We start from the raw sequence: 19,835 nt of genomic DNA on the forward strand, positions 1-19,835 counted from the left end.
CGAGCCTAAGCCCGCGGTCAGGGTCGTGGGCGGATCCGTCCCGGGCGGTGCCTAGGCTGGATCCATGGCGACGAGGATCGACACGACAGCGGGCCGCGCGGCGCTCGACGCCGCCCGCACCGCCCTTGCCGCGGGGGAGCGCCCCGCGCGCTCGGACTACGCGACCGCGGTGCGCTACCTGCTGCAGCTGCTCGACGAGAAGGCGCCAGGCAACAGCGTCGAGGTGCGGGTGCCGCCGTTCGGCGCGGTGCAGGTCGTGCAGGGCCCGCGGCACACCCGCGGCACCCCGCCGAACGTCGTGGAGCTGGATCCGGCGACGTGGATCGCCGTCGCGACCGGATCCGAGACCTGGGACGATGCGGTCGAGGCGGGCCGGATCCAGGCCTCGGGCATGCGCGCCGACCTCACCGCGCTGCTGCCGCTGCGGTACTGACCCGCTCCGGAACCGCGCACAGGTGCGCGTGGGACAATGGACCCATGAGCACGTCGCAGCCGGACCGCACGCCCGAGATCGAGATCGCGCGTGTCCGTCGTTCGCCGCGCTGGGGCGTCTTCCTCGGCATCGGCGTGGGGGCCGGCGTGATCGCGGCGTTCCTGCTGACCGTGTTCGGCAACTTCGAGGCCTCGGCGGCCACGCAGGTCGCCTATCCGTTCGGCCAGGTGTTCGGGTTCCTGCTGCTGTGGACGGTCCCGGTCGGCATCGCGGTCTTCGGCGTCGTCGCGCTGCTGCTCGAGCGGGGCGCCCGCCGCAGCGAGCGCGTGGTGCGGGTGGACCACCAGACGATCGCCGAGTAGCCGCGCGGCGCCCCCGACATCCCTCGACGGACCAGGCGCCCGGATCCGGTCAGGCGACCTCGGCGATGACCGGACGGATCGCGGTGTCGAAGTCCACCGGGTCGTGACGGAGCGTGTCCGTCACGGCGATGCTGAACGCGCCGATCCGCCAGATCCCGCGCTGTGCGAGCGGCAGCACGTGAACGTTGAGCTCGAACGAGTGCGCGCGGCGGCCTGTGTCGCGCTCGAACTCGGCGAGCGCCGCCGCGTACGCCCGGTAGGGGTCGCCGGTGCCCGAGACGGACCGGGCGTACCGGTGCTGCGCGTCTCTGGCGTAGCGGAGGACGTCGGCGGCGAACGGCGTGATGGCGGTGCGCAGCCGCTCCGCGCCGCGGGTGGGCAGTGCGACCACGGTCTCGAAGCCGTCGACGAGTTCGAGAGGCGTGTCGGAGGGGTGCGTGACGGGCTCCACGGTCATCTCCCAGTAGCTGCGCCACTGCCGTTCCAGTGCGTCGTCGGCCTCGCCGTCGTCGAAGGTCCGCAGCGGGTGGTCGCGCAGCGTCGGCAGGTCCTGGGGCTCGCGGATCCCCAGGCGCTGGCGCAGGGCGAGCGCGACCAGCACCGGTATGCCGGCCTCCTCGCGGACCAGCCACTGCGGCTTCTCCGTCATGGCCCCATGGTACGGATTCCCGGGGGCTGTGGAGCGGTCGATTCGGGTTTCGAGGGGCGATGCGCGTCGCGGATCCGACGAACACCGCCCCTCGCACGGGAGAAGGCGGAAGAAGCGGATCAGCCGATCGTGCGCGCGACGGCGTCGAAGGCCCTGATCGTCCACAGCAGGCGCTCGCCGTCCTGCGGGGTCGGCCAGCTGGAGAGCTTGGCGGCCACCACGTTCGCCGCGCGGTTGACGTAGACCATCTGCCCGTGGATGCCGAGCGCCAGGAACACGTCCGATCCCGGGTAGGGGAACCAGAGGCCGTTGCGGTACATGCCCCCGGGCATGAGGGTCGGCTCGGCGGCGTTCGCGAACGCCGCGCGGGAGTCGGGCGCCCCGGCCACGGTCTCGGCGATCCACGCGGACGGCAGCACCTGGCGTCCGTCCATCGCCGCGCCGTCGCGGAGGAACAGGGTGCCGAAGCGCAGCAGGTCGCGCAGCGACGCCGAGACGCCGCCGTCGAACATCCCCGCTCCGACCGCGTCCACGCCCACGTTGGCTCCGAACTCGGCGCCCATCGGGCTCCAGAGACGCTCCGACATGAGGTCGGCCGCGTGCACTCCGGTCGCGCCCTCGAGCACGAACGCCAGGGCGTCCGTCTCGCAGGACTTGTAGTCGAACCGGCCGCCGTGCGGACCGTCCGCGCCGAGCGTGGCGAGGAAGTCGCGGAGGGTGTGCGGCGTGTCGGGATGCCGCCGCGGCGCCCACCCGATCGCCTCCTCGAGCAGGCGCACCTCGGCGTTCTCGTCGAGGTAGGCCTCGGAGAACCGCACGCCCGTGCGCATGTCCAGCAGGTCGCGCACGCGTGCGCCGTCGTAGCCCGACCCCGCCAGCGCCGGGACGTACGCGGTGACCTGCGCGCCCGGATCCAGCTCGCCGGCGCCCACGAGCGTTCCGGCGACCGCGGTCGTCAGGGACTTGCTCACCGACATCAGCAGGTGCAGGACGCCCGGCGACATCGTGCCGACGTACTGCTCGCCCATCACGGCGCCGTCGCGCGCGACGATCCAGCCGTCCGTGTAGGTCGAGGCCATCACGTCCTCGAACGGCGCCGACCGCGGCTCCCACGGATGCGGCACGTCGATGTGACCGAGGTCGGCGGGCACCGACGGCAGCGGGAGCGTGCGTCCGCGGGACGAGATCTCGTGCACGGGCAGGAAGTCCGCCATGTGCTGCATCGACCAGCGGAGGTTCGGCTCCTGCTGCCATGCCTCGAGGGGAGGGATGAACCCGTCGACCGGGCGGGCGCCGTCCGGGACGGTGACGGGTACGGCGCCCGTCACCGGGGCCGGGCCCGTCCAGTTCTCGGTCGGCGGGGGTGTCACGTCGCCACTCATGAGGTCGAATCGGTTCCGATCTGCTCGTGCTCGTCGATCTCCGCCGCGGGCGGCAGCGGCGTGGCCGCGTACATCGCCCGGATGGACTCGATGAGATGCTTCGCGCGGATGGACAGGCGCCCCGAGGGCGTCTGCAGCCGGCCCTTGGTGACCAGGATTCCCAGATCCGCGCCCTTCCAACGGTAGTCGCCCGGGCCGTAGATCCGCAGGAAGAACGACTCCGCCTCGTTTCCGAGCAGGTGCCAGTCCAGGTCGCCCTGCGAGAACGCGAGCCGGCCGTAGGCGTCCAGCACGTAGCGTCCGGTCGGGGGCGCCACATCGATGTGCTCCACCGTCGCGTCGGTGTGCTTGATGATCATGTGGCTCCACTGGTCGGCCGCGGCGAGCTCCTCCCAGCGGTCGTTGATCTCGTCGACGTCGAGGTCGAACTCGACGCCGGAGTACTCCAGCAGGTGGAACACGAACAGCGGGATGTCGGCGTACGCGCCCGCGGTCACGTTGGTGATCGCGGAGGCGCCGGAGATGCGCGGGTTCAGCTCGCCCAGGTACACGTCGCCGGTGTCGGTGTCCAGCAGCACGTCGACCTCGAAGAATCCGCGGTAGCCCTCGGCGCTCAGCGCATCGCCGAGCTTGCGCACCAGACTCGTCGCGGCGTGCCGGGTGGGCTCGTCGAGCACTCCCGGGAACATCTCGTTGCCGGCCCAGCCGCCGCGGTACGGCGTGAGCTCCTTGTGCCCGGTGATCTCGGTCATGAACGGGCCGACGACGGTGCCGTGCCGCGTGAGCACGGCCTCCACGGCGATCGGGCGGTTGTTGATCCGCTTCATGACCTTGAGCTCGGATCCGATGATCTCCTTCGCGTTCTTGTCGAAGGAGGCCGGATCGGTGATGAAGTAGGTGGTCTTGCCGGAGTCGCCGTAGGCGGTCTGCACCACGAGATCGGATCCGAGCCCCGCCTTCTCGGCCTGCTCCCGCAGGTCCTCGAACGAGCTCACGGTCGTGATGATGTTGGGCACGCTGGGCACGCCCACGGCGTCGGCGATCCGCGTGGTCACCATCTTCGAGTCGAGCCGCTCGCGGAGGGAGGCCTTGGGCAGGATGAGCTCGTAGCCGAGCTCCTCGCAGATCGCCTCGGTCTCCTCATCGAAGAACACCAGCGCGATGCGCGGCTTCTCGCCCGCCGGCGTGAGCCGGGCGATGTGCGCACGCACCTCGTGGTGGCGCAGCAGCCAGTTGTTGATCTGCTCGCCGCTCTCCCACTCGATGTACGGCTTGTGGATCGGGCTGAACACGCGCGGGTGCGCACCCTGCCAGCTGTCGTAGTAGGTGATGTAGGAGAAGCCCCGCACCCAGCGGTCCAGGCCCAGCAGGTTGAACGCAGAGGCGCCGACGAAGAAGATCGGCGTGCGGTTGGTGCGGAAGTAGTGCCGGATCTCGGACATGTTCCGCAGGCCGTGACGGCGGGCGGGAGCCTCGCCGGCGGCGATCTCGGGGTCGAGGGCCGGCACCGCCACCGGGAGCGGACTGGTCGTCGGGCCCGCCGTCGTGGCCGACCGCGGCACGGGCTTGCGCCCGCGGGAGCGGGCCGGAGACGCCTTCTTCGCCGGGGTCGCCTCCTTCGCCGCGGCTGCGCTCGCCCCTCGCCGACGCGGTGCCGGCGTCACGGCCTCTGCAGTGTCCTCGACGGGGGGCTGCGCCGCCCCCGGGTCCTTCTGAGTGCGTGCCACGATGGTCCTCTCCGTTCGCGTAGGCGCGGCATCGTCGCCGCGCTTGCAGAGTTCTCTTGGGATCGGGGGGAGTCAAGTATTACCAGGTCCGGACCGGATCCACCAGCACCGCCGGCCTCCGAGTCGCGACGCGGATCGCCTCCGGCCCGGTGGCGGGTCGCACGGGGGCCGCGCACAGCCGCTCGCCGGTAGGATTGACGGGTGTCCTCCCGCACCTATGCTGAGGCCGGCGTCGATACGGCAGCCGGCGATCGCGCCGTCGAACTCATGAAGTCCGCCGTCCGTGCCACGCACGGACCCGAGGTGCTCGGCGGGGTCGGCGGATTCGCCGGGCTCTTCGACGCCACGGCCCTGCTCGGCTACCGCCGGCCGCTGCTCGCCTCCAGCACCGACGGCGTCGGCACGAAGGTCGCGATCGCGCAGGCGATCGACAAGCACGACACGATCGGGCACGACCTGGTCGGCATGGTCGTCGACGACATCGTCGTGGTCGGCGCGAAGCCTCTGTTCATGACCGACTACATCGCCTGCGGCAAGGTGGTCCCCGAGCGCATCGCCGACATCGTGCGCGGCATCGCCGAGGCCTGCGAGCTCACCGGCACCGCCCTCGTCGGCGGGGAGACGGCCGAGCACCCCGGCCTGCTGGGCGTCGACGACTACGACGTCGCGGGCGCGGCGACCGGCATCGTCGAGGCGGATCGGATCCTCGGATCCGAGCGCGTGAAGGACGGCGACGTCGTGCTCGCCCTCGCCTCCAGCGGCCTGCACTCCAACGGATACTCGCTCGTGCGGCACATCCTCGCCAAGGCCGGGATCGGCTACGGCGACCGTTCGGACGAGCTCGGCGCGACCTGGGGCGAGGCGCTGCTCACCCCCACCCGCCTCTACACGACCCCGCTGCTCGGGATCGCCGATCGCTTCGAGGGCGCCGTCCACTCCCTCAGCCACGTCACCGGCGGCGGCATCGCGGCGAACCTCGCCCGCGTGCTGCCCCGGGGGTCCTGGGCCGAGGTCGACCGCTCCACCTGGTCGCCCGCCGCGGTGTTCCGCGTGCTGAGCGACCTCGCGGGCACGAGCCTCGAGTCGAGCGAGGGCACCTGGAATCTCGGCATCGGCTTCCTCGCGGTCGTCGACGCGTCGTCCGCCGCGGCGATCGCCGCGGCGCTCACGGAGGGCGGCATCGACACGTGGCAGGTCGGAACGGTGCGGCTCGACGCCGTCGCCGCCCGCCCGGCCGGCGATTTCGAGCAGGGCGCCAAGGGCGTCGACGGTGGTGCCGTGCGCCTGGTCGGCGCCTACGCGAACGGAGCGAACTGACCCCCATGTGCGGCATCGTCGGAATGGTCGGGCACGCCCCGGTCAACCAGGACATCTACGACGCGCTCCTGCTGCTGCAGCACCGCGGGCAGGACGCGACCGGCATCGCCACAGCGGAGCCCAACGGGGTCATGCACATGGCGAAGGCGCAGGGCATGGTGCGCGAGGCGTTCCGCACGCGCGACATGCGGTCGCTGCTCGGCAACGTCGGCCTCGGCCACGTGCGCTACGCCACGAAGGGCACCGCGTCGAGCGAGGAGGAGGCGCAGCCGTTCTACGTGAACGCGCCCTACGGCATCATCCTCATCCACAACGGCAACCTCACGAACACGCGTGAGCTGACGGCCGACATGGCGCAGCGCGACCGCCGCCACCTGAACTCCTCGAGCGACACCGAGCTGCTGCTGAACGTGCTCGCGCACGAGCTGCAGACCACCACCTCGACCGTCGATCTCGACTCCGAGCGCATCTTCGAGGCGGTCGCGCGCACGCACGAGCGCATCGAGGGCGCCTACGCCGTCATCGCGATCATCGCCGGTTACGGCCTGCTCGCGTTCCGGGATCCGTTCGGGATCCGCCCGCTCATCCTCGGCAGGCGGGAGCGCGAGGGCAAGGACGAGTGGGTCGTCGCGAGCGAGTCGCTCGTCCTCGAGAACGGCGACTACGAGGTGGTCCGCGAGATCGAGCCCGGCGAGGCCGTGTTCATCACCAACGACGGCACCCTGTTCTCGAAGCAGTGCGCCTCGGATCCGGCTCTCGCGCCGTGCGCCTTCGAGTACGTCTACCTCGCCCGTCCCGACTCGGTCATGAACGGCGTCTCGGTGTACGAGTCGCGGCTGCGGATGGGCGACCGCCTCGCCGACACGATCGCGAAGCACGTGCCGCTCGACGAGATCGACGTGGTCATGCCGATCCCCGACTCCTCCCGCCCCGCGGCGATGGAGGTGGCCCGCAAGCTCGGCAAGGAGTACCGCGAGGGCTTCTACAAGAACCGCTACGTGGGCCGGACGTTCATCATGCCGGGCCAGGCGGTGCGAAAGAAGAGCGTGCGCCAGAAGCTCAACGCGATGTCGACCGAGTTCAAGGGCAAGAACGTGCTGCTCATCGACGACTCGATCGTGCGCGGCACGACGTCGAAGCAGATCATCCAGATGGCCCGCGACGCGGGCGCCGCCTCGGTGATCTTCGCCTCTGCCGCCCCGCCGATCCGGCACCCGCACGTGTACGGCATCAACATGCCGTCCAAGCACGAGCTCATCGCGCACGGCCGCACGATCCCCGAGATCGCCGAGGTTCTCGGCGCCGATCGTCTCGTGTACCAGGAGGTCGAGGATCTCAAGGCGGCGATCACCGAGGGATCCGCCCTGACCGATCTCGACATGAGCCCCTTCGACGGCCGGTACGTGACCGGAACGGTCACCGAGGAGTACCTGGGCTGGCTCGAGGGGTCGCAGACCTCGTGACGTCGCGCGGTCCGGAGGTCCGGCCGCTCTGGCGCGGACGCACGCTGGCGGTGCTCGGCATCGTGCTCGTCGCGTTCTCGCTGCGCTCGGCGGTGGCGTCGCTGTCGCCGGTCGTGGACCACGTCGCGCGGGACTTCCCGATGCCCTCGGCGGTGGTCGGCCTGATCGGCACCGCGCCGCCGGTGTGCTTCGCCCTGTTCGGCCTGCTCACGCCGCTCATCGAACGCCGGCTGGGCCTCGAGCGGGTCGCCGTCATCGCGCTCGGCGCCGTCACGGTCGGACTCGTCGCGCGCGGGCTCGCGGTCGACTCGTCGACCCTGCTCATCGCGACCGCGCTCGTGTTCGCGGGCGTCGGCATGGCCAACATCCTGATGCCGCCGCTCGTGAAGAAGTACTTCCCCGACCGGCTCGGGCTCATGATGACGCTGTACACGACGGTGATGGCGTTCTCCACGTTCCTGCCGCCGCTCGTCGCCGTGCCCGCCGCGGACGCCGCCGGCTGGCGGGTGTCCCTGGCGATGTGGGCGGTGTTCGCGCTCGCCGGCACCATCCCGTGGATCGTGATGCTGCTGCGCACGCGCTCCGAGGCTGCTGCGGCACCCGCCGCCCCGGCCGATCCTTCCGGCACGGCACCGGATCCTGACCGCATCTCGTTCGAGGACGCGACCGCCCTGTCGACCGGGCCGATCGTCACGGCCCCGTCGAGCTCCCGGGTCTTCTCGCGGCTGGCGCGGATCCCGCTGGCCTGGACGCTCGCGGGCGTCTTCGGCACCTCGGCGAGCATGGCGTACACCGCGTTCGCCTGGCTGCCGACGATCCTCGTGGAGCACGCCGGCACGACGCCCCAGCAGGCGGGACTGCTGCTGTCGCTGTTCGCGTTCACGGGTCTGCCGGCGTCGCTCATCGTGCCCGTGCTGATCGTGCGGTTCCGTGCGACGACCGCGCTGTACGTGATCGGCGCGCTCGGCGCCGTCGTCGGCCTCCTGGGCCTGCTGCTCGTGCCCGCGCCGTCGGTCGTGTGGCTGTGGGTGCTGCTGTACGGCCTCGCGGGCCTGCTCTTCCCGCTCGCGCTCGTGCTGATCAGCATCCGCGCGCGCGAGCCGGAGACGGCGGTGGCCCTCAGCGGCTTCGTGCAGAGCACCGGCTACGTGCTCGCGGCGGTGTTCCCGTTCCTGCTCGGCGTGCTGCACACCACGACCGGCGGCTGGCAGGTGCCGCTCATCGTGCTCACCGCGCTGCTCGTCGCCTCGATCCCCGCCGGCGTCTACGCCGGGCGGCATGTCACCGTCGAGGCCGCGTGGGAGCGCCGGAACGGCCGGCGCTGGTAGCAGACCGGCGGCCCGCGCCGCGCACCGACCCCGCGTCAGAGGGGCGGCCGGCGCCGCGCAGCCGTTCTGCAGGGAGGCCGAGCCGTTCTGCAGGGCCGGACAGCCGAGACGGTACCTGCCTCGCGGAACGACGAGGAGCATTGCGGCGACGCTCCTGCAGAACAGCACGGGGCCCCTGCAGAACGTCGTGCTGCGCGGCGACCGGCCCGCGCGGCTCAGCCGACGACGACCTCGTCGCCGACGCGGATCGTGCCGCCCGACCCCGAGGCATCGGACACCGCGCCGCTCACCCCGGGCAGGAGGAGCATCCGTCCCAGCGTCGGCTCGTCCTGCCCGAAGGATCCGGTGAGCGTCTTCAGCACGCTCGCGTCGCGCTCGCCGGTGTCGGGGTTGGCATGCGTCGCCAGGCAGCGGACGATCGGCACGGCGGCCGCGAAACGCACCGCTCCGATCGTCACCTCGCCCTGCCAGGACAGCTCGTCCCAGGCGTCCACGCCGCCGATCACCACGTTCGAGCGGAAGCGCCGGTCCTCGACCTCGTGCTCGAGCGCCGCGCTGAGCGCGTCGATGCTGGCGGTGCTGTGCAGCGACACGTAACCGCGTCTGCTGTCCTGGAACCGGGAGGTCTCGCCGTCGCCGACGAGCACCAGCGGCAGCCGGCCCGGTCGCTGCAGGCGCTTGGCATCGGGGGAGTCGAGGACGAACGCGGTCAGGGCATCCGCCAGCGCCACCCGGCCCGCGTCATCCAGACCGGCCTCCACGAGCGTCTCGCCGTCGTGCTCGATGCGCACGCGCCGGGCTTCGTCGTCGTACTCCAGCCGCAGGGCGGCGAGTCCGGGGAACGTCTCCAGGGCCAGCCCCTTCGACTTCGGCCAGTAGTCCAGCCCGTCGCGCTCGTCGGGGGTCGCCGCCTCGGCGAAGCGGAAGGCGAGCACGCGGTCGCCGGCGATCCGTCCGTCCGCCTGAACGGTGACGGAGGTCACCTTCTCGGGCGTGAAGCCCTTGACCGGGTGGCGGTAGAGCGCGACGACATGAGGCATGGATCCATCCTCGCAGGGCGGCGCGGTGGACCGGGACAGGCCGTTCAGGGCCGGTCGGAGTCGTTCGGGAGCCATGCGGCTCGCTCACCGACGACGAACCCCGCCGCGAGCGGACTCGGGCGGGGTTGCGGGTGACGGAGCTCAGGCCTTTTCGAGCTCGTCCTCGTCTTCGTCGGCGTACTGATCCGCCCACTTGTCGACGTACTGGTCTTCCGTCTCCGGGTGCCCCAGCTCGCGCTCCAGCGCGGAGTAGTTCACCGACGGACTGTACGACTTGAGTTCGCGGGCAATCTTGGTGTGCTTTGCCTTCTGACGGCCACGGCCCATGCGCGAGACCCCCTTACTGTAAGCAGCGGGCGGAACGGGGCTCGCTGTCTATTTCCGGCACCGGCTCGCGGCCGGTAAGAGTAGCATCCAGGATAGCACGAGGGCCACCTCACCTCGCCGTGACGGGGCTCGCCGCAGACCGGCCGGAAGGGAACGACGAGATGACCGACAGCGCCCCCACCCCCGACGATCGCGAACTGCAGAACGCGCAGCTGCAGAAGGCGGTGATCGTCGCCCTGCGCCCCGGCCAGCCGCGCCGGGTGCTCGCCGAGGCGATGCGGTTCGCCGGACTGCTGTCCGCGCCGCTCGTCGTCGTGCACGTCGACGTCACCCGGTTCGTGACCTTCGAGGACCCGGACGGCATGGTGCATTCGGCGCCGATCGACCTGAACATCGACACCGGCGCCGAGGAGTTCGCCGAGCTGCGCGCCGAGGTCGAGGACGCGCTCGCGGGGTCCGGTCTCACCTGGACCGCGCGCCAGCTGGTCGGCGACCCGGCGCTCGCGATCAAGCACCTGTCCGGCGAGCTCGACGCCCAGCTGATCGTGGTCGGCACCCGCAGCCGTGGCCTCGGCGAGTCGATCCGGGAGTTCTTCACCGGATCCGTCGCCGCGCGGCTCTCGCACCGTCAGTCCCGGCCGATCCTCGTCGTGCCGCTCGAAGAGCCCATCGCCGACGACAAGAAGGACCCCTGGGCGGAGTAGATCCGCCCCGTCCCCGGGCTGTGGCTGTGGCTGTGGCGTGGGGGCCTGTTGACCGCGAGACCGAACCTGTGTCACGAGACCGACGATGGTTTGCTCGGTCTCGTGACGCAGGTTCGGTCTCGCGGTCGGTGGGCGTCGGCCCGGAGGGCCTCAGTCCGGTGGGCGTCGGCCCGGTGGGCGTCGGCTCGGTGGGCGTCAGTCCCGCGGGCGTGCCGGACCTGCGGCGGCGAGCGCCGCGGTGACCGCGTGCGCGGCCTCGTCGAGCGCGCGGTCGAGCTGCGTCACCACGGTGGCCGGCAGCAGGCCGCCCTTCGCGACGTGCGTGCGCAGGTCGGCCCGCACGCGCGCACGGAACTCGTTGATCGAGGCGTCGGCGCGGCGCAGCTCCTCGCGGCTGGCGATCCGCTCGTCGGCGCGGGCGGAGGCCTCGCGGTACGACGAGGCGGCGGCGCCGGAGCGCTCCTCGCGGGCCGCGGCGGCGAGGTCGGCGCGGAGGCTCTTCATGGCCTCCTGCACGCTCTGGCGCACCTCGTTCGCGATCAGGCGCACCGAGTCGTTGAGACCCGCCTCGATCCCCTGCAGATCGCCCTCGCGGGCGGTGAGCTCGGCTCGCCCCGCGTCGGTGATCGCGTAGATCGTGGTTCGGCCGTCGGCCGTCTTGGTGACGAGGCCCTCCTCCTCGAGCTTGGCGAGCCGGGGGTAGATCGTGCCGGCGCTGGGCGTGTAGGTGCCGCCCGTGCGGTCGGTGAGGGCCTGGATGATGCCGTAGCCGTGCTGCGGCGATTCGGCGAGCAGCGCCAGCAGGTACAGCCGCAGGTCGCCGTGCGAGAAGACCGCGGGGCTCACAGCAGGTCCTCCCCGTCGGCGGTGAACGACACCGGACCCTCGGCCGCGTCGCGGCGCAGCACCGTGATGTCGCCCGAGACGGTGTTCACCCGCACGTCGGCGAAGGTGCCGGACAGCTCGCCCCGGGATCCGGTGAAGTTCGAGGGTCCGGAGCCGCCGCGGGGCACGCCGTCGATCGTGATGCGGCCGCTCAGCGCGCGGGCCACGTAGTTCGCGGCGAGGTTCTCGTCCAGGCGCACGGTGGCGTCGCCGGAGACGCTGTTCAGCGACACGGTGTTGACCGAGCCGGTCGCGTCGATGAGCATCGCGCCCGACACGCTGTCGATCGTGGCCTTGCGCACCTCGCCGGTCACCGCGACGCCGCCCGAGACCGTGTTGGCCACGGCGGTGCCGGTGAGGCCGTGCACCTGCACGTCTCCCGAGACGGTGTTCACGTTCAGGTCGCCGGTGTGCGTGTCGACGATGAGGTCGCCGGAGACGGTGTTCAGGCGGGCGTCCTCGGTGAGACCCGAGACGAGCGCGCCGGCGCTCACCACGCCGAGGTTGAGCGCGATGTCCCGGGGGACCGCGACGCTGATCTCGGCCTTGGGGCCGCCCGCGCCGAAGTTGCGGAACACCTCGAGGAAGTTGTCCCACCCGATCTGCGGGTGGTCGATCTCGATCTGGGTGCCGTCCGACTCGATCCGCAGATCCTTGATGGTGACGTTGTGCACCTCGATCCGGATGCCCGGCTCGTCGTGGGCGATGACGTCGACCTGTCCGCCGACGAGTCCGATCTTGAGCTTCGACGCGCGCTCGATGTCGATCACGCGCTCCTGCCCGGGGGCGATGAGCCACTTCTCGGTCATGTCTGTTCTCCTGTGGAAGAGGGATCCCGATCCAGCATCGAGATATATCGTGTTTCAGAGCATAACACGATATATCTCGAAATCGTCAAGAGCTTTCCCAGATCGCCCTCCGTCGGCTCCTGCCCGGGCAGGTCCGGCTCCTGCCCGGTCTCGCCCGGATCCGGCCCGGTTCCCGCACGGATCGCGGGCGGGCATCGTGCTGTTTCCCGCCGGGGTGGGGTGGGCGCGGGTCAGACCGTCGGCGGGGTGTGCCAGATCCGGTCGATGTAGTCGCGGATGGAGCGGTCGGACGAGAAGAACCCGCACCGGGCGACGTTGAGGATCGCGGAGCGCGTCCAGCCGTCGGGGTCGGCGTAGGCGGCGTCCACGCGCTCCTGCGCCGCCATGTACGAGGCGTAGTCGGCGAGCACCATGAACCGGTCGTCGTAGAGCAGGTTCGACACGATCGGCTCGAACACCGAGCGGTCGCCGCCGGAGAACGCGCCCGAGGCGATGAGGTCGATCGCCCGTCGGAGGCCCGCGTCGGCCTGGTAGAACTCCGCAGGGTGGTAGCCGTCGCGGCCGAGCTGCTCCGCCTCGGGCTCGGTCATCCCGAACAGGAAGAAGTTCTCGTCGCCGACCAGCTCGCGGATCTCGACGTTCGCCCCGTCGTCGGTGCCGATCGTGAGGGCTCCGTTCAGTGCGAACTTCATGTTGCCGGTGCCGGAGGCCTCCTTGCCGGCGAGCGAGATCTGCTCGCTGAGATCCGCGGCGGGGATGACGCTCTCGGCGAGGGTGACGTTGTAGTTCGGCGGGAACAGCACCTGGAGCCGCCCCTCCAGGCGGGGATCCGCGTTGACCACGGATCCGACCGCGTTGATGAGGTGGATGATCCGCTTGGCCATCGCGTAGCCCGGCGCGGCCTTGGCCCCGAACAGCACGGTGCGCGGCTGCAGGGCGTCGAGCGGGACGCGCCCCGAGACGACGCCCTCGTACTCGCTCACCACGTGCAGCACCTTGAGCAGCTGCCGCTTGTACTCGTGCAGGCGCTTGACCATCACGTCGACGAGGTGCCCGTCGCCGACCCGCATGCCGTCCCGCGCCTGCAGCACGTCGTTCAGCCGCGCCTTGTTCGCGGCCTTCACGGCGGCGAACGAGGCGCGGAAGCCGGCGTCCTCGGCGAGCGGCTCGAGTGCGCGCAGGCGCTCCAGGTCCGTGATCCAGCCATCTCCGATCGCCTCGGTGATGAGCCCCGACAGCCCGGGATTCGCGAGCCGCAGGAAACGGCGCGGGGTGACGCCGTTGGTGACGTTGGTGAACTTCTGCGGGAAGAACTCGGCGAAGGCGGGGAGCACCTTGTCGCGCAGCAGCTGCGAGTGCAGCTCGGCGACGCCGTTGACCTTCGCACCCGCGACGGTCGCGAGATAGGCCATCCGCACGGCGCGCACCGGGAACTCGGCGATGATCGACATGTCGCGGATCCGCATCTCGTCGTCGCCGAAGCGGGCGCGCACGGCGTCGAGGAACTCCTCGTTGATGCGGTAGACGATCTCCAGATGCCGCGGCAGCAGGCGGCCCAGCAGCTCCACCGGCCAGACCTCGAGCGCCTCGGGCAGCAGGGTGTGGCAGGTGTACGCGAAGCACTGCTGCGCGACCGCCCACGCGGCGTCCCACTCCAGACCGCGCTCGTCGACCAGCACCCGCATCAGCTCGGGGACGGCGATCACCGGATGCGTGTCGTTGAGCTGGAAGATCACCCGCTCGGGCAGCCGCGCGAGGTCGAACCCCTCGGGCAGCCGCGCGAGGAAGTCACGGATCGAGGCGGCCACGAAGAAGTACTGCTGCTGCAGACGCAGCTCCTTCCCCTGCGGGGTGGAGTCCTCGGGATAGAGCACTTTGGAGATGTTCTCCGCGAAGGTCTGCGCGCGCACCGCCTGCTCGTAGTCGCCCGAGTTGAAGATGCGCAGATCGAAGGCGTCGGTCGCCTTGGCGCGCCACAGCCGCAGGGTGTTCACACGGTCGTTCCCGAATCCCGGGACGAGGTAGTCGTAGGGCACGGCGCTGACGTTCCAGCCCGGGATCCACCGGCTCGCGCCCGCCGCATCGGTCTCGGTGCGTCCACCGAACGAGACGGTCTGCGCGGCCTCGGGGCGCGGCTGCTCCCACGGAGCGCCGAGCGTGAGCCAGGCGTCCGGCTGCTCGACCTGCTGGCCGTCCTCGAAGGTCTGCCGGAAGATCCCGTACTCGTAGCGGATCCCGTAGCCGATGCTGGGCACGCCGAGCGTCGCGAGCGAGTCGATGAAGCAGGCGGCCAGGCGGCCCAGGCCGCCGTTGCCGAGCCCGGGCTCGATCTCGTGCCGGCGCAGCTCGTCGAGGTCGATGCCGCAGGCGGCCATCGCCCCCTCCGCCGCCTCCGTCAGACCCCCGGCGAGGAGGTCGTTGTCGAGCTGGTCGCCGAGCAGGTACTCCGCGGAGAGGTAGCAGACCGTCTTCGGCTGCTCCTCGGCCTGGCGGTGCTGGTCGTGCAGCCAGTGCACCATGAGGAAGTCGCGCACGGTCCGGGCGAGCGCGAGGTAGCGGTCGTTGACGCTGGCCTCGTCCAGCGTCACACCGCCGGAGAAGCTCAGGTTGCGCAGGAACTGCGCGCGGAAGCCCTCGACGGTCGCGGGCAGCTCGAGTGCGGGGACGGGCGCGGTGGCGGAGGTGGTCACGGGACGACCGTACCGCAGGGGCTCCGGCCGTCATCCGACCTCTTCTTGACATTGACGCAACGTCAACTTCTACGCTGATCAGAGGACGACGGAAGGAGGATCCCATGGCGCACCGGGACTGGTCGATCCAGGAGATCGCACGGCTGACCGGCACCACGAGCCGCACCCTGCGGCACTACGACGACATCGGCCTGCTGCCCCCGACGCGGATCGCGTCGAACGGCTACCGGCACTACGACGAGGGCGCGCTCGTGCGCCTGCAGCGCATCCTGCTGCTGCGGGAGCTCGGGCTGGGCCTGCCCGCCATCGCCGGCGTCGTCGGCGCGGATCCGATCCCGTCGACGCGGCGGGAGGCCTCCGGCGCATCCCGGGGATCCCGGGGAGCCGAGGCCGAGGCCGCCGCGCTCGACACGCTCCTCGTGCAGCTGCGCACGGAGCAGGCCAGGCTGGCGCGGCAGATCGCGTCGGTCGAGCACACCATCACCACACTGAGAGAAGGAGAGGAACTCATGCCAGAGAACATGTTCGACGGCTTCGATCACACCCGGTACCAGGAAGAGGTCGAGTCCCGCTGGGGCAAGAAGGCCTACGCCGACGGCGACCGCTGGTGGCGCGGGCTGAGCGCCGACGAGAAGGCGGCGTGGAAGCAGCGCGTCGCCGACCTCGGCGCCGACTGGATCGCGCTCGCCGAGGCGGGCGCCGACCCGGCATCGCCCGAGGCTCAGGACGTGGCGCGCCGCCACGTCGAATGGCTCACCGGCGTCCCCGGCACCCCTGCGTACGGCGCCGGGGGAGACCGCAAGGCGTACGTGATCGGCCTGGGTGAGATGTACGTGGCGGATCCGCGCTTCGGCGCGAACTACGCCACCGATGCCGACCGCGCCGGAACGGAGCAGGGCACGGCGGGCGCGGAGTTCGTCCGCGACGCCCTGCGCGTCTACGCCGAGGGGAACCTGTAGCCCCGCAGGAGGGGAGTGTCGCGGTGCGCACGTTCCCGCCGGCGAAAGAAGGAGACGTCGCCTCGATGCCCGTCGAGGCGACGTCTCCCCTCGTCGAGGTGGATCCTGCTCCGCCGGGGCGGGATCCCTCCGGCCCGGATCCGCACGGCGCCTTCGACGCCCGGGATAGGCTGGCACCACGATGGGCATCTCGCGGCGAACCCTGCTCGTCGGCGCCGGAGCCGGTGCCGTCGCAGTGGTCCTCGCGGCCTGCACCCCCGAACCGCAGCCCACGACGTCGCCCACGAGCGCTCCGCCCTCGCCGACTCCGAGCGTGCCGCCCGGCGCCGCACCGGAGCCGACCGCCTGGATGCGCAGCACCTGGTCGACGGACGCGTACTCCCGCGGCGCGATGAGCTATTTGCCGGCCGGGGCGACGCCTCAGCTGCGCAAGGACCTCGCGGAGCCTGTCGGCGACCGGGTGCTCCTGGCCGGCGAGACGACGGACCCGGATCATCCCGGAACGGTTCCGGGGGCGATCGACGCGGGCCGGCGGGCCGCCGCACTGCTCATCGCCGCCTCGGCGAGCGGCGAGCGCGTCGCGGTGGTCGGAGCCGGTGCCGCCGGCGCCGCCGCCGCGCGCGCTCTCACGGACGCGGGGCGCGTGGTGACCGTGTTCGAGGCGCGTGAGCGCACGGGCGGGCGGATCCACTCGGTCGCCGACAAGAAATGGCCGATCCCGGTGCAGTTGGGCGCGTGGCTCTCCGCGGGCGACGATGCGGGGAGCCTGGGCGGCGAACTCGCGGCGCAGGGCGTCCATCAGCTGACGTTCGACACCCCCACGGGCTGGTCGAAGGACGGTGCGGCGCCCGCGATCGACCCGGGGCCGCTGCGGCGCGCGATCGAGCAGGCGGCGAACGCGCCGGCCGACATGCCGGTCGACGCCGCGCTCAAGGCCGCCGGGGCCGATACCGCCGATCCGGCGCTCGCCGCGGCACTCGCCTGGCTGCAGGCGACCACGGGCGTCGACGCGGAGAAGGCATCGAGCTGGTTCCCGCCGGCCTTCGCCCCCGACGCGCTCAAGGGCGCCGACGGCGACGTCGGCGTGCTCGTGAACACGCCTCTGGACGGCATCAAGGTCACGCTCGCGTCGCCGGTGACGCGCATCGCCTACGACGACTCGGGGGTGAGCCTGCGCCTGGGCACCGGGGAGTCGCTGTCGTTCGATCGGGTGATCGTGACGGTGCCCCTCGGCGTGCTGCAGCACCGGGCGATCGAGTTCGCCCCGCCGCTGCCGTTCGCGCACCGGGGTGCGATCGCAGCGCTCGCCTCGGGATACGTGGAGACGGTGTGGGTGCAGTTCGACGAGGCGTTCTGGAACGTCGACGCCGACCTGTGGAACGTGGTGGGTGGCGACGCCCCCCTGCGCACCTGGTTGAACCTCCAGCCGGTGACCGGCAGGCCCGTGCTCGTGGGTCTCGTGGGCGGGCCCGAGGCCGAGGCCTTCGCGAAGCTCGGGGACGGCGAAGCGGAGGCCGTGGTCCGCGAGTCCCTGCGGGTCTTCATGGCGGCGACGCCGACGCCCTGATCTCAGGCCGGATCCGACCGTTCGACATGTGTCCGGTCAGGTCTCGCCAGATCCGTCCGCGCCATGGTGGGCAGCCGGCTCAGCGCGACGAGACCGCACGCGACCGCAGCGAAGATCGCCAGCGCGATCACGCACGTGACGATCATCTCCGGCAGTCCCGACACCTGCCGCGGGTCGAGGAAGTAGTACGGATACCAGCCGACCAGGCTGCCCCGCCAGATCGTGAACACTCCCCAGACGACGGGGTAGAGCAGCACGTACGGCACGATCCGCCACGAGGCCGCCCGTCGTCCGGGGCCGAAGACCCAGGCGACGACGGTCCAGGCCGGCAGCACGAAGTGCAGCACGACGTCCGACCACGGGACCCAGATCGGGATGCCGTGCAGGCCCGCCTGCCAGACGATGAGCGCGAACGCGATGCCCGCCGTGATGGTCCAGCTGAGCACGACCGCGCGGGCGGTGGTGAGCCAGGCGGGATCCTCGGTCGTGCGCAGCGCGACGATCCCCGCGATCAGGGCGAGCACGGCGAACACGATGTTCGACTCGATCGTGAGATACGCGAGGAAGTTCTGGCCGGCGATGGTCTGCGAGCCCAGGCCCCAGAGCAGGCGGTCCACGAGGGCGAGTCCGCACATGGCCGCGGTCAGCAGACGCGACCAGCCGAAGGCCGTCCTCACAGTCACGCGTGCATCGTCCTCCTCGGCCGCATCGGGGGAGCGGATCCGTCGGGAAGGGCCGCCGCCACGCGGCCGAGTCTACGGAATCGACGTGGGAGCGGGGCCATCGTGCGCCGCTCGAAGGGCGCGCCGAGGCGCGAGGTCTAGGCTGGCGGGCGTGAACTCGCCCGTCCCGCTCCGCCTCGCACTCGTCGTGGCGGGGGGTGTGATCGGCACGGCCGCGCGTCTGGGGCTCGGGCTCGCCCTGCCCGCTCCGAGCGGCCACGGGCTGGCCGCGGTGCCGTGGGCCACGCTCATCGCCAACGTGGTCGGCGCCTTCCTCATCGGCGTGCTCGCCGCGCGGCTGCCCTCCTCCAGCGCCGTGCGCGTCTTCCTCGGAACCGGCGTGCTGGGCGGATTCACCACCTACAGCGCCTTCGCCGTGGGCAGCGTCACCCTGTGGCACGCGCAGCCCGCGCTGGCGGCGGCCTACGCCGTCGGCAGCGTCGTGCTCGGCGTCGCCGCGGCGGCGCTCGGGCTCGACCTCGCCCGTCCCCGCTCCACGCACACGCAGGCGCACGGATGAGTCCCCTCGTCTTCCTGTTCGCCGCGCTCGCCGGGGGCCTGGGTGCGGCGCTCCGCTATCTCGTCGACCTCGGGGTCGCGCGGCTCGCCGGCACCCGGTATCCGTGGGGCGTGCTCGTGATCAACCTCACCGGCTCCTTCGCGCTCGGCGTGATCACCGGCGGGTTCCCGGGCGCCGCGTTCATCGTGGGCGCGGGTCTGCTCGGCGGGTACACCACCTTCAGCACGGCGATGCTGGACACGGTCGCGCTCTGGCGGGACGGATCCTCCCGGGCGGCCGCCTTCAACGCCGCCGGCATGCTTCTGCTGGGGATCCTCGCCGCCGTCGGCGGGCTCGCCCTCGGCGCGGCGCTCGCGGGCTGACCGCGGGAGAGCGACGGCAGCGATCGTCGCGAAGAGGGACGGCGGCGCCGGCGCTCAGCCCCGGGAGCGGAGGTCGTGCGGATCGACGCCGATGTCCTCGGCCCACAGCTCGGGACGCTCGCTCATCATCCGTTCCATGAGCGCGATGCAGTCGGCGTCATCGGCGACCACGAGCTCCTTCCCGTGCGAGCGCAGCCACGCCTCGGACTCCTGGAAGCTGCGGTTCTCGCCGATCACGATGCGCGGGATCTCGTAGAGCATCGCCGTGCCGGCGCACATGTAGCAGGGGGAGAGGGTCGTGTAGAGCACGCTCTCCCGGTAGACCCGGGCGGGCAGCCGGCCGGCGTTCTCCAGGCAGTCGGTCTCGCCGTGCCGGATCACGCTGCCCAGCTGCACGCGACGGTTGCGGCCCACGGCCAGCACCTCGCCGTCGTGCACGAGCACGGCGCCGATCGGGATGCCGCCCTCGTCCCACCCGATCCGGGCCTGGTCGACGGCGAGGTCCAGGAAGCGACGGTCCTGCGCGTTCAGCTGCATGCCGTCATCGTAGTCACGCGGGCCGGTCGGGCGGATCCGCCGTCCCGCGCCG

20 protein-coding genes are annotated in these 19,835 nt (G+C 71.6%); 10 read left to right on the plus strand and 10 right to left on the minus strand.

The window, feature by feature from the left end; all coding sequences use genetic code 11:
* Nucleotides 1-64: 64 nt before the first annotated feature.
* Both WFJ17_RS09000 and WFJ17_RS09005 read left to right on the plus strand, forming a co-directional pair.
* Nucleotides 65-433 carry a sterol carrier family protein gene (locus WFJ17_RS09000; RefSeq protein ID WP_336648217.1) on the plus strand — a complete coding sequence of 123 codons (369 nt, stop codon included), beginning with the start codon at nucleotides 65-67 and terminating at the stop codon, nucleotides 431-433.
* A 44-nt stretch (nucleotides 434-477) separates the two neighbouring features.
* Complete coding sequence (locus WFJ17_RS09005) at nucleotides 478-795, plus strand: potassium transporter Trk (protein WP_251447556.1); 318 nt, start codon at nucleotides 478-480, stop codon at nucleotides 793-795.
* A 49-nt stretch (nucleotides 796-844) separates the two neighbouring features.
* Here WFJ17_RS09005 and WFJ17_RS09010 read toward each other — a convergent pair whose 3' ends face one another.
* From WFJ17_RS09010 to WFJ17_RS09020, 3 genes are all read right to left on the minus strand, one after another.
* Nucleotides 845-1,444: a zinc-binding alcohol dehydrogenase gene (locus tag WFJ17_RS09010; RefSeq protein ID WP_292887867.1), complete on the minus strand. Its 600-nt coding sequence runs from the start codon at nucleotides 1,442-1,444 to the stop codon at nucleotides 845-847.
* A gap of 119 nt (nucleotides 1,445-1,563) precedes the next feature.
* Entirely contained in the window at nucleotides 1,564-2,814 is a 1,251-nt protein-coding gene (locus tag WFJ17_RS09015) for a serine hydrolase domain-containing protein (RefSeq protein ID WP_251447550.1), read from the minus strand.
* A gap of 8 nt (nucleotides 2,815-2,822) precedes the next feature.
* Nucleotides 2,823-4,553 (minus strand): biotin carboxylase, encoded by a 1,731-nt coding sequence (locus WFJ17_RS09020; RefSeq protein ID WP_292887863.1) that lies wholly within the window; start codon nucleotides 4,551-4,553, stop codon nucleotides 2,823-2,825.
* A 201-nt stretch (nucleotides 4,554-4,754) separates the two neighbouring features.
* On the opposite strand from WFJ17_RS09020, the gene purM reads away from it, so the two are divergent.
* The 3 genes from purM to WFJ17_RS09035 are packed head-to-tail and all read left to right on the plus strand — an operon-like array spanning nucleotide 4,755 to nucleotide 8,661.
* On the plus strand, nucleotides 4,755-5,870 hold the full coding sequence (gene purM / locus WFJ17_RS09025) for a phosphoribosylformylglycinamidine cyclo-ligase (RefSeq protein ID WP_336648218.1): 1,116 nt from the start codon (nucleotides 4,755-4,757) through the stop codon (nucleotides 5,868-5,870).
* Nucleotides 5,871-5,875: 5 nt separating this feature from the next.
* The gene (gene purF / locus WFJ17_RS09030) at nucleotides 5,876-7,333 is read left to right on the plus strand and encodes an amidophosphoribosyltransferase (RefSeq protein WP_336648219.1); all 1,458 of its coding nucleotides are present in this window, start codon (nucleotides 5,876-5,878) and stop codon (nucleotides 7,331-7,333) included.
* A complete protein-coding gene (locus WFJ17_RS09035) occupies nucleotides 7,330-8,661 on the plus strand; it encodes an MFS transporter (RefSeq protein ID WP_251447541.1) in 1,332 nt (443 codons plus the stop codon). Before purF ends, WFJ17_RS09035 begins: the two co-directional genes overlap by 4 nt.
* 215 nt (nucleotides 8,662-8,876) lie before the next feature.
* Here the strand turns inward: WFJ17_RS09035 and WFJ17_RS09040 are convergent, their stop codons facing one another.
* Both WFJ17_RS09040 and WFJ17_RS09045 read right to left on the minus strand, forming a co-directional pair.
* Nucleotides 8,877-9,701: an MOSC domain-containing protein gene (locus WFJ17_RS09040; RefSeq protein ID WP_336648220.1), complete on the minus strand. Its 825-nt coding sequence runs from the start codon at nucleotides 9,699-9,701 to the stop codon at nucleotides 8,877-8,879.
* A 141-nt stretch (nucleotides 9,702-9,842) separates the two neighbouring features.
* Nucleotides 9,843-10,028 (minus strand): DUF3073 domain-containing protein, encoded by a 186-nt coding sequence (locus tag WFJ17_RS09045; protein WP_251447535.1) that lies wholly within the window; start codon nucleotides 10,026-10,028, stop codon nucleotides 9,843-9,845.
* Nucleotides 10,029-10,189: 161 nt separating this feature from the next.
* Here WFJ17_RS09045 and WFJ17_RS09050 point away from each other — a divergent pair, with 161 nt between their 5' ends.
* A complete protein-coding gene (locus WFJ17_RS09050) occupies nucleotides 10,190-10,732 on the plus strand; it encodes a universal stress protein (protein WP_251447532.1) in 543 nt (180 codons plus the stop codon).
* A 195-nt stretch (nucleotides 10,733-10,927) separates the two neighbouring features.
* On the opposite strand, the gene WFJ17_RS09055 is transcribed toward WFJ17_RS09050, so the two are convergent.
* From WFJ17_RS09055 to WFJ17_RS09065, 3 genes are all read right to left on the minus strand, one after another.
* On the minus strand, nucleotides 10,928-11,578 hold the full coding sequence (locus WFJ17_RS09055; protein ID WP_336648221.1) for a PadR family transcriptional regulator: 651 nt from the start codon (nucleotides 11,576-11,578) through the stop codon (nucleotides 10,928-10,930).
* Entirely contained in the window at nucleotides 11,575-12,426 is an 852-nt protein-coding gene (locus tag WFJ17_RS09060) for a DUF4097 family beta strand repeat-containing protein (RefSeq protein WP_336648222.1), read from the minus strand. Before WFJ17_RS09060 ends, WFJ17_RS09055 begins: the two co-directional genes overlap by 4 nt.
* A gap of 230 nt (nucleotides 12,427-12,656) precedes the next feature.
* Nucleotides 12,657-15,116, minus strand: coding sequence for a glycogen/starch/alpha-glucan phosphorylase (locus WFJ17_RS09065; RefSeq protein WP_336648223.1), 2,460 nt, complete (start codon nucleotides 15,114-15,116; stop codon nucleotides 12,657-12,659).
* 104 nt (nucleotides 15,117-15,220) lie between these two features.
* On the opposite strand from WFJ17_RS09065, the gene WFJ17_RS09070 reads away from it, so the two are divergent.
* Both WFJ17_RS09070 and WFJ17_RS09075 read left to right on the plus strand, forming a co-directional pair.
* Nucleotides 15,221-16,075 carry a MerR family transcriptional regulator gene (locus WFJ17_RS09070; RefSeq protein ID WP_336648224.1) on the plus strand — a complete coding sequence of 285 codons (855 nt, stop codon included), beginning with the start codon at nucleotides 15,221-15,223 and terminating at the stop codon, nucleotides 16,073-16,075.
* Between the two features lie 181 nt (nucleotides 16,076-16,256).
* Nucleotides 16,257-17,642 carry a flavin monoamine oxidase family protein gene (locus WFJ17_RS09075; protein WP_336648225.1) on the plus strand — a complete coding sequence of 462 codons (1,386 nt, stop codon included), beginning with the start codon at nucleotides 16,257-16,259 and terminating at the stop codon, nucleotides 17,640-17,642.
* Nucleotides 17,643-17,644: 2 nt separating this feature from the next.
* Here the strand turns inward: WFJ17_RS09075 and WFJ17_RS09080 are convergent, their stop codons facing one another.
* A complete protein-coding gene (locus tag WFJ17_RS09080; protein WP_251447514.1) occupies nucleotides 17,645-18,325 on the minus strand; it encodes a Pr6Pr family membrane protein in 681 nt (226 codons plus the stop codon).
* Between the two features lie 151 nt (nucleotides 18,326-18,476).
* Between WFJ17_RS09080 and WFJ17_RS09085 the strand changes: the two genes are divergently transcribed.
* Both WFJ17_RS09085 and WFJ17_RS09090 read left to right on the plus strand, forming a co-directional pair.
* Nucleotides 18,477-18,884: a fluoride efflux transporter FluC gene (locus tag WFJ17_RS09085; RefSeq protein WP_336648226.1), complete on the plus strand. Its 408-nt coding sequence runs from the start codon at nucleotides 18,477-18,479 to the stop codon at nucleotides 18,882-18,884.
* Nucleotides 18,881-19,246, plus strand: a complete 366-nt coding sequence (locus WFJ17_RS09090; protein ID WP_251447510.1) for a fluoride efflux transporter FluC — start codon at nucleotides 18,881-18,883, stop codon at nucleotides 19,244-19,246. Before WFJ17_RS09085 ends, WFJ17_RS09090 begins: the two co-directional genes overlap by 4 nt.
* Before the next feature lie 54 nt (nucleotides 19,247-19,300).
* Here the strand turns inward: WFJ17_RS09090 and WFJ17_RS09095 are convergent, their stop codons facing one another.
* A complete protein-coding gene (locus tag WFJ17_RS09095; RefSeq protein WP_251447508.1) occupies nucleotides 19,301-19,783 on the minus strand; it encodes a nucleoside deaminase in 483 nt (160 codons plus the stop codon).
* Nucleotides 19,784-19,835 lie beyond the last annotated feature (52 nt).

This window comes from Microbacterium sp. MMO-10, from assembly GCF_037148715.1.
Lineage (GTDB): Bacteria > Actinomycetota > Actinomycetes > Actinomycetales > Microbacteriaceae > Microbacterium.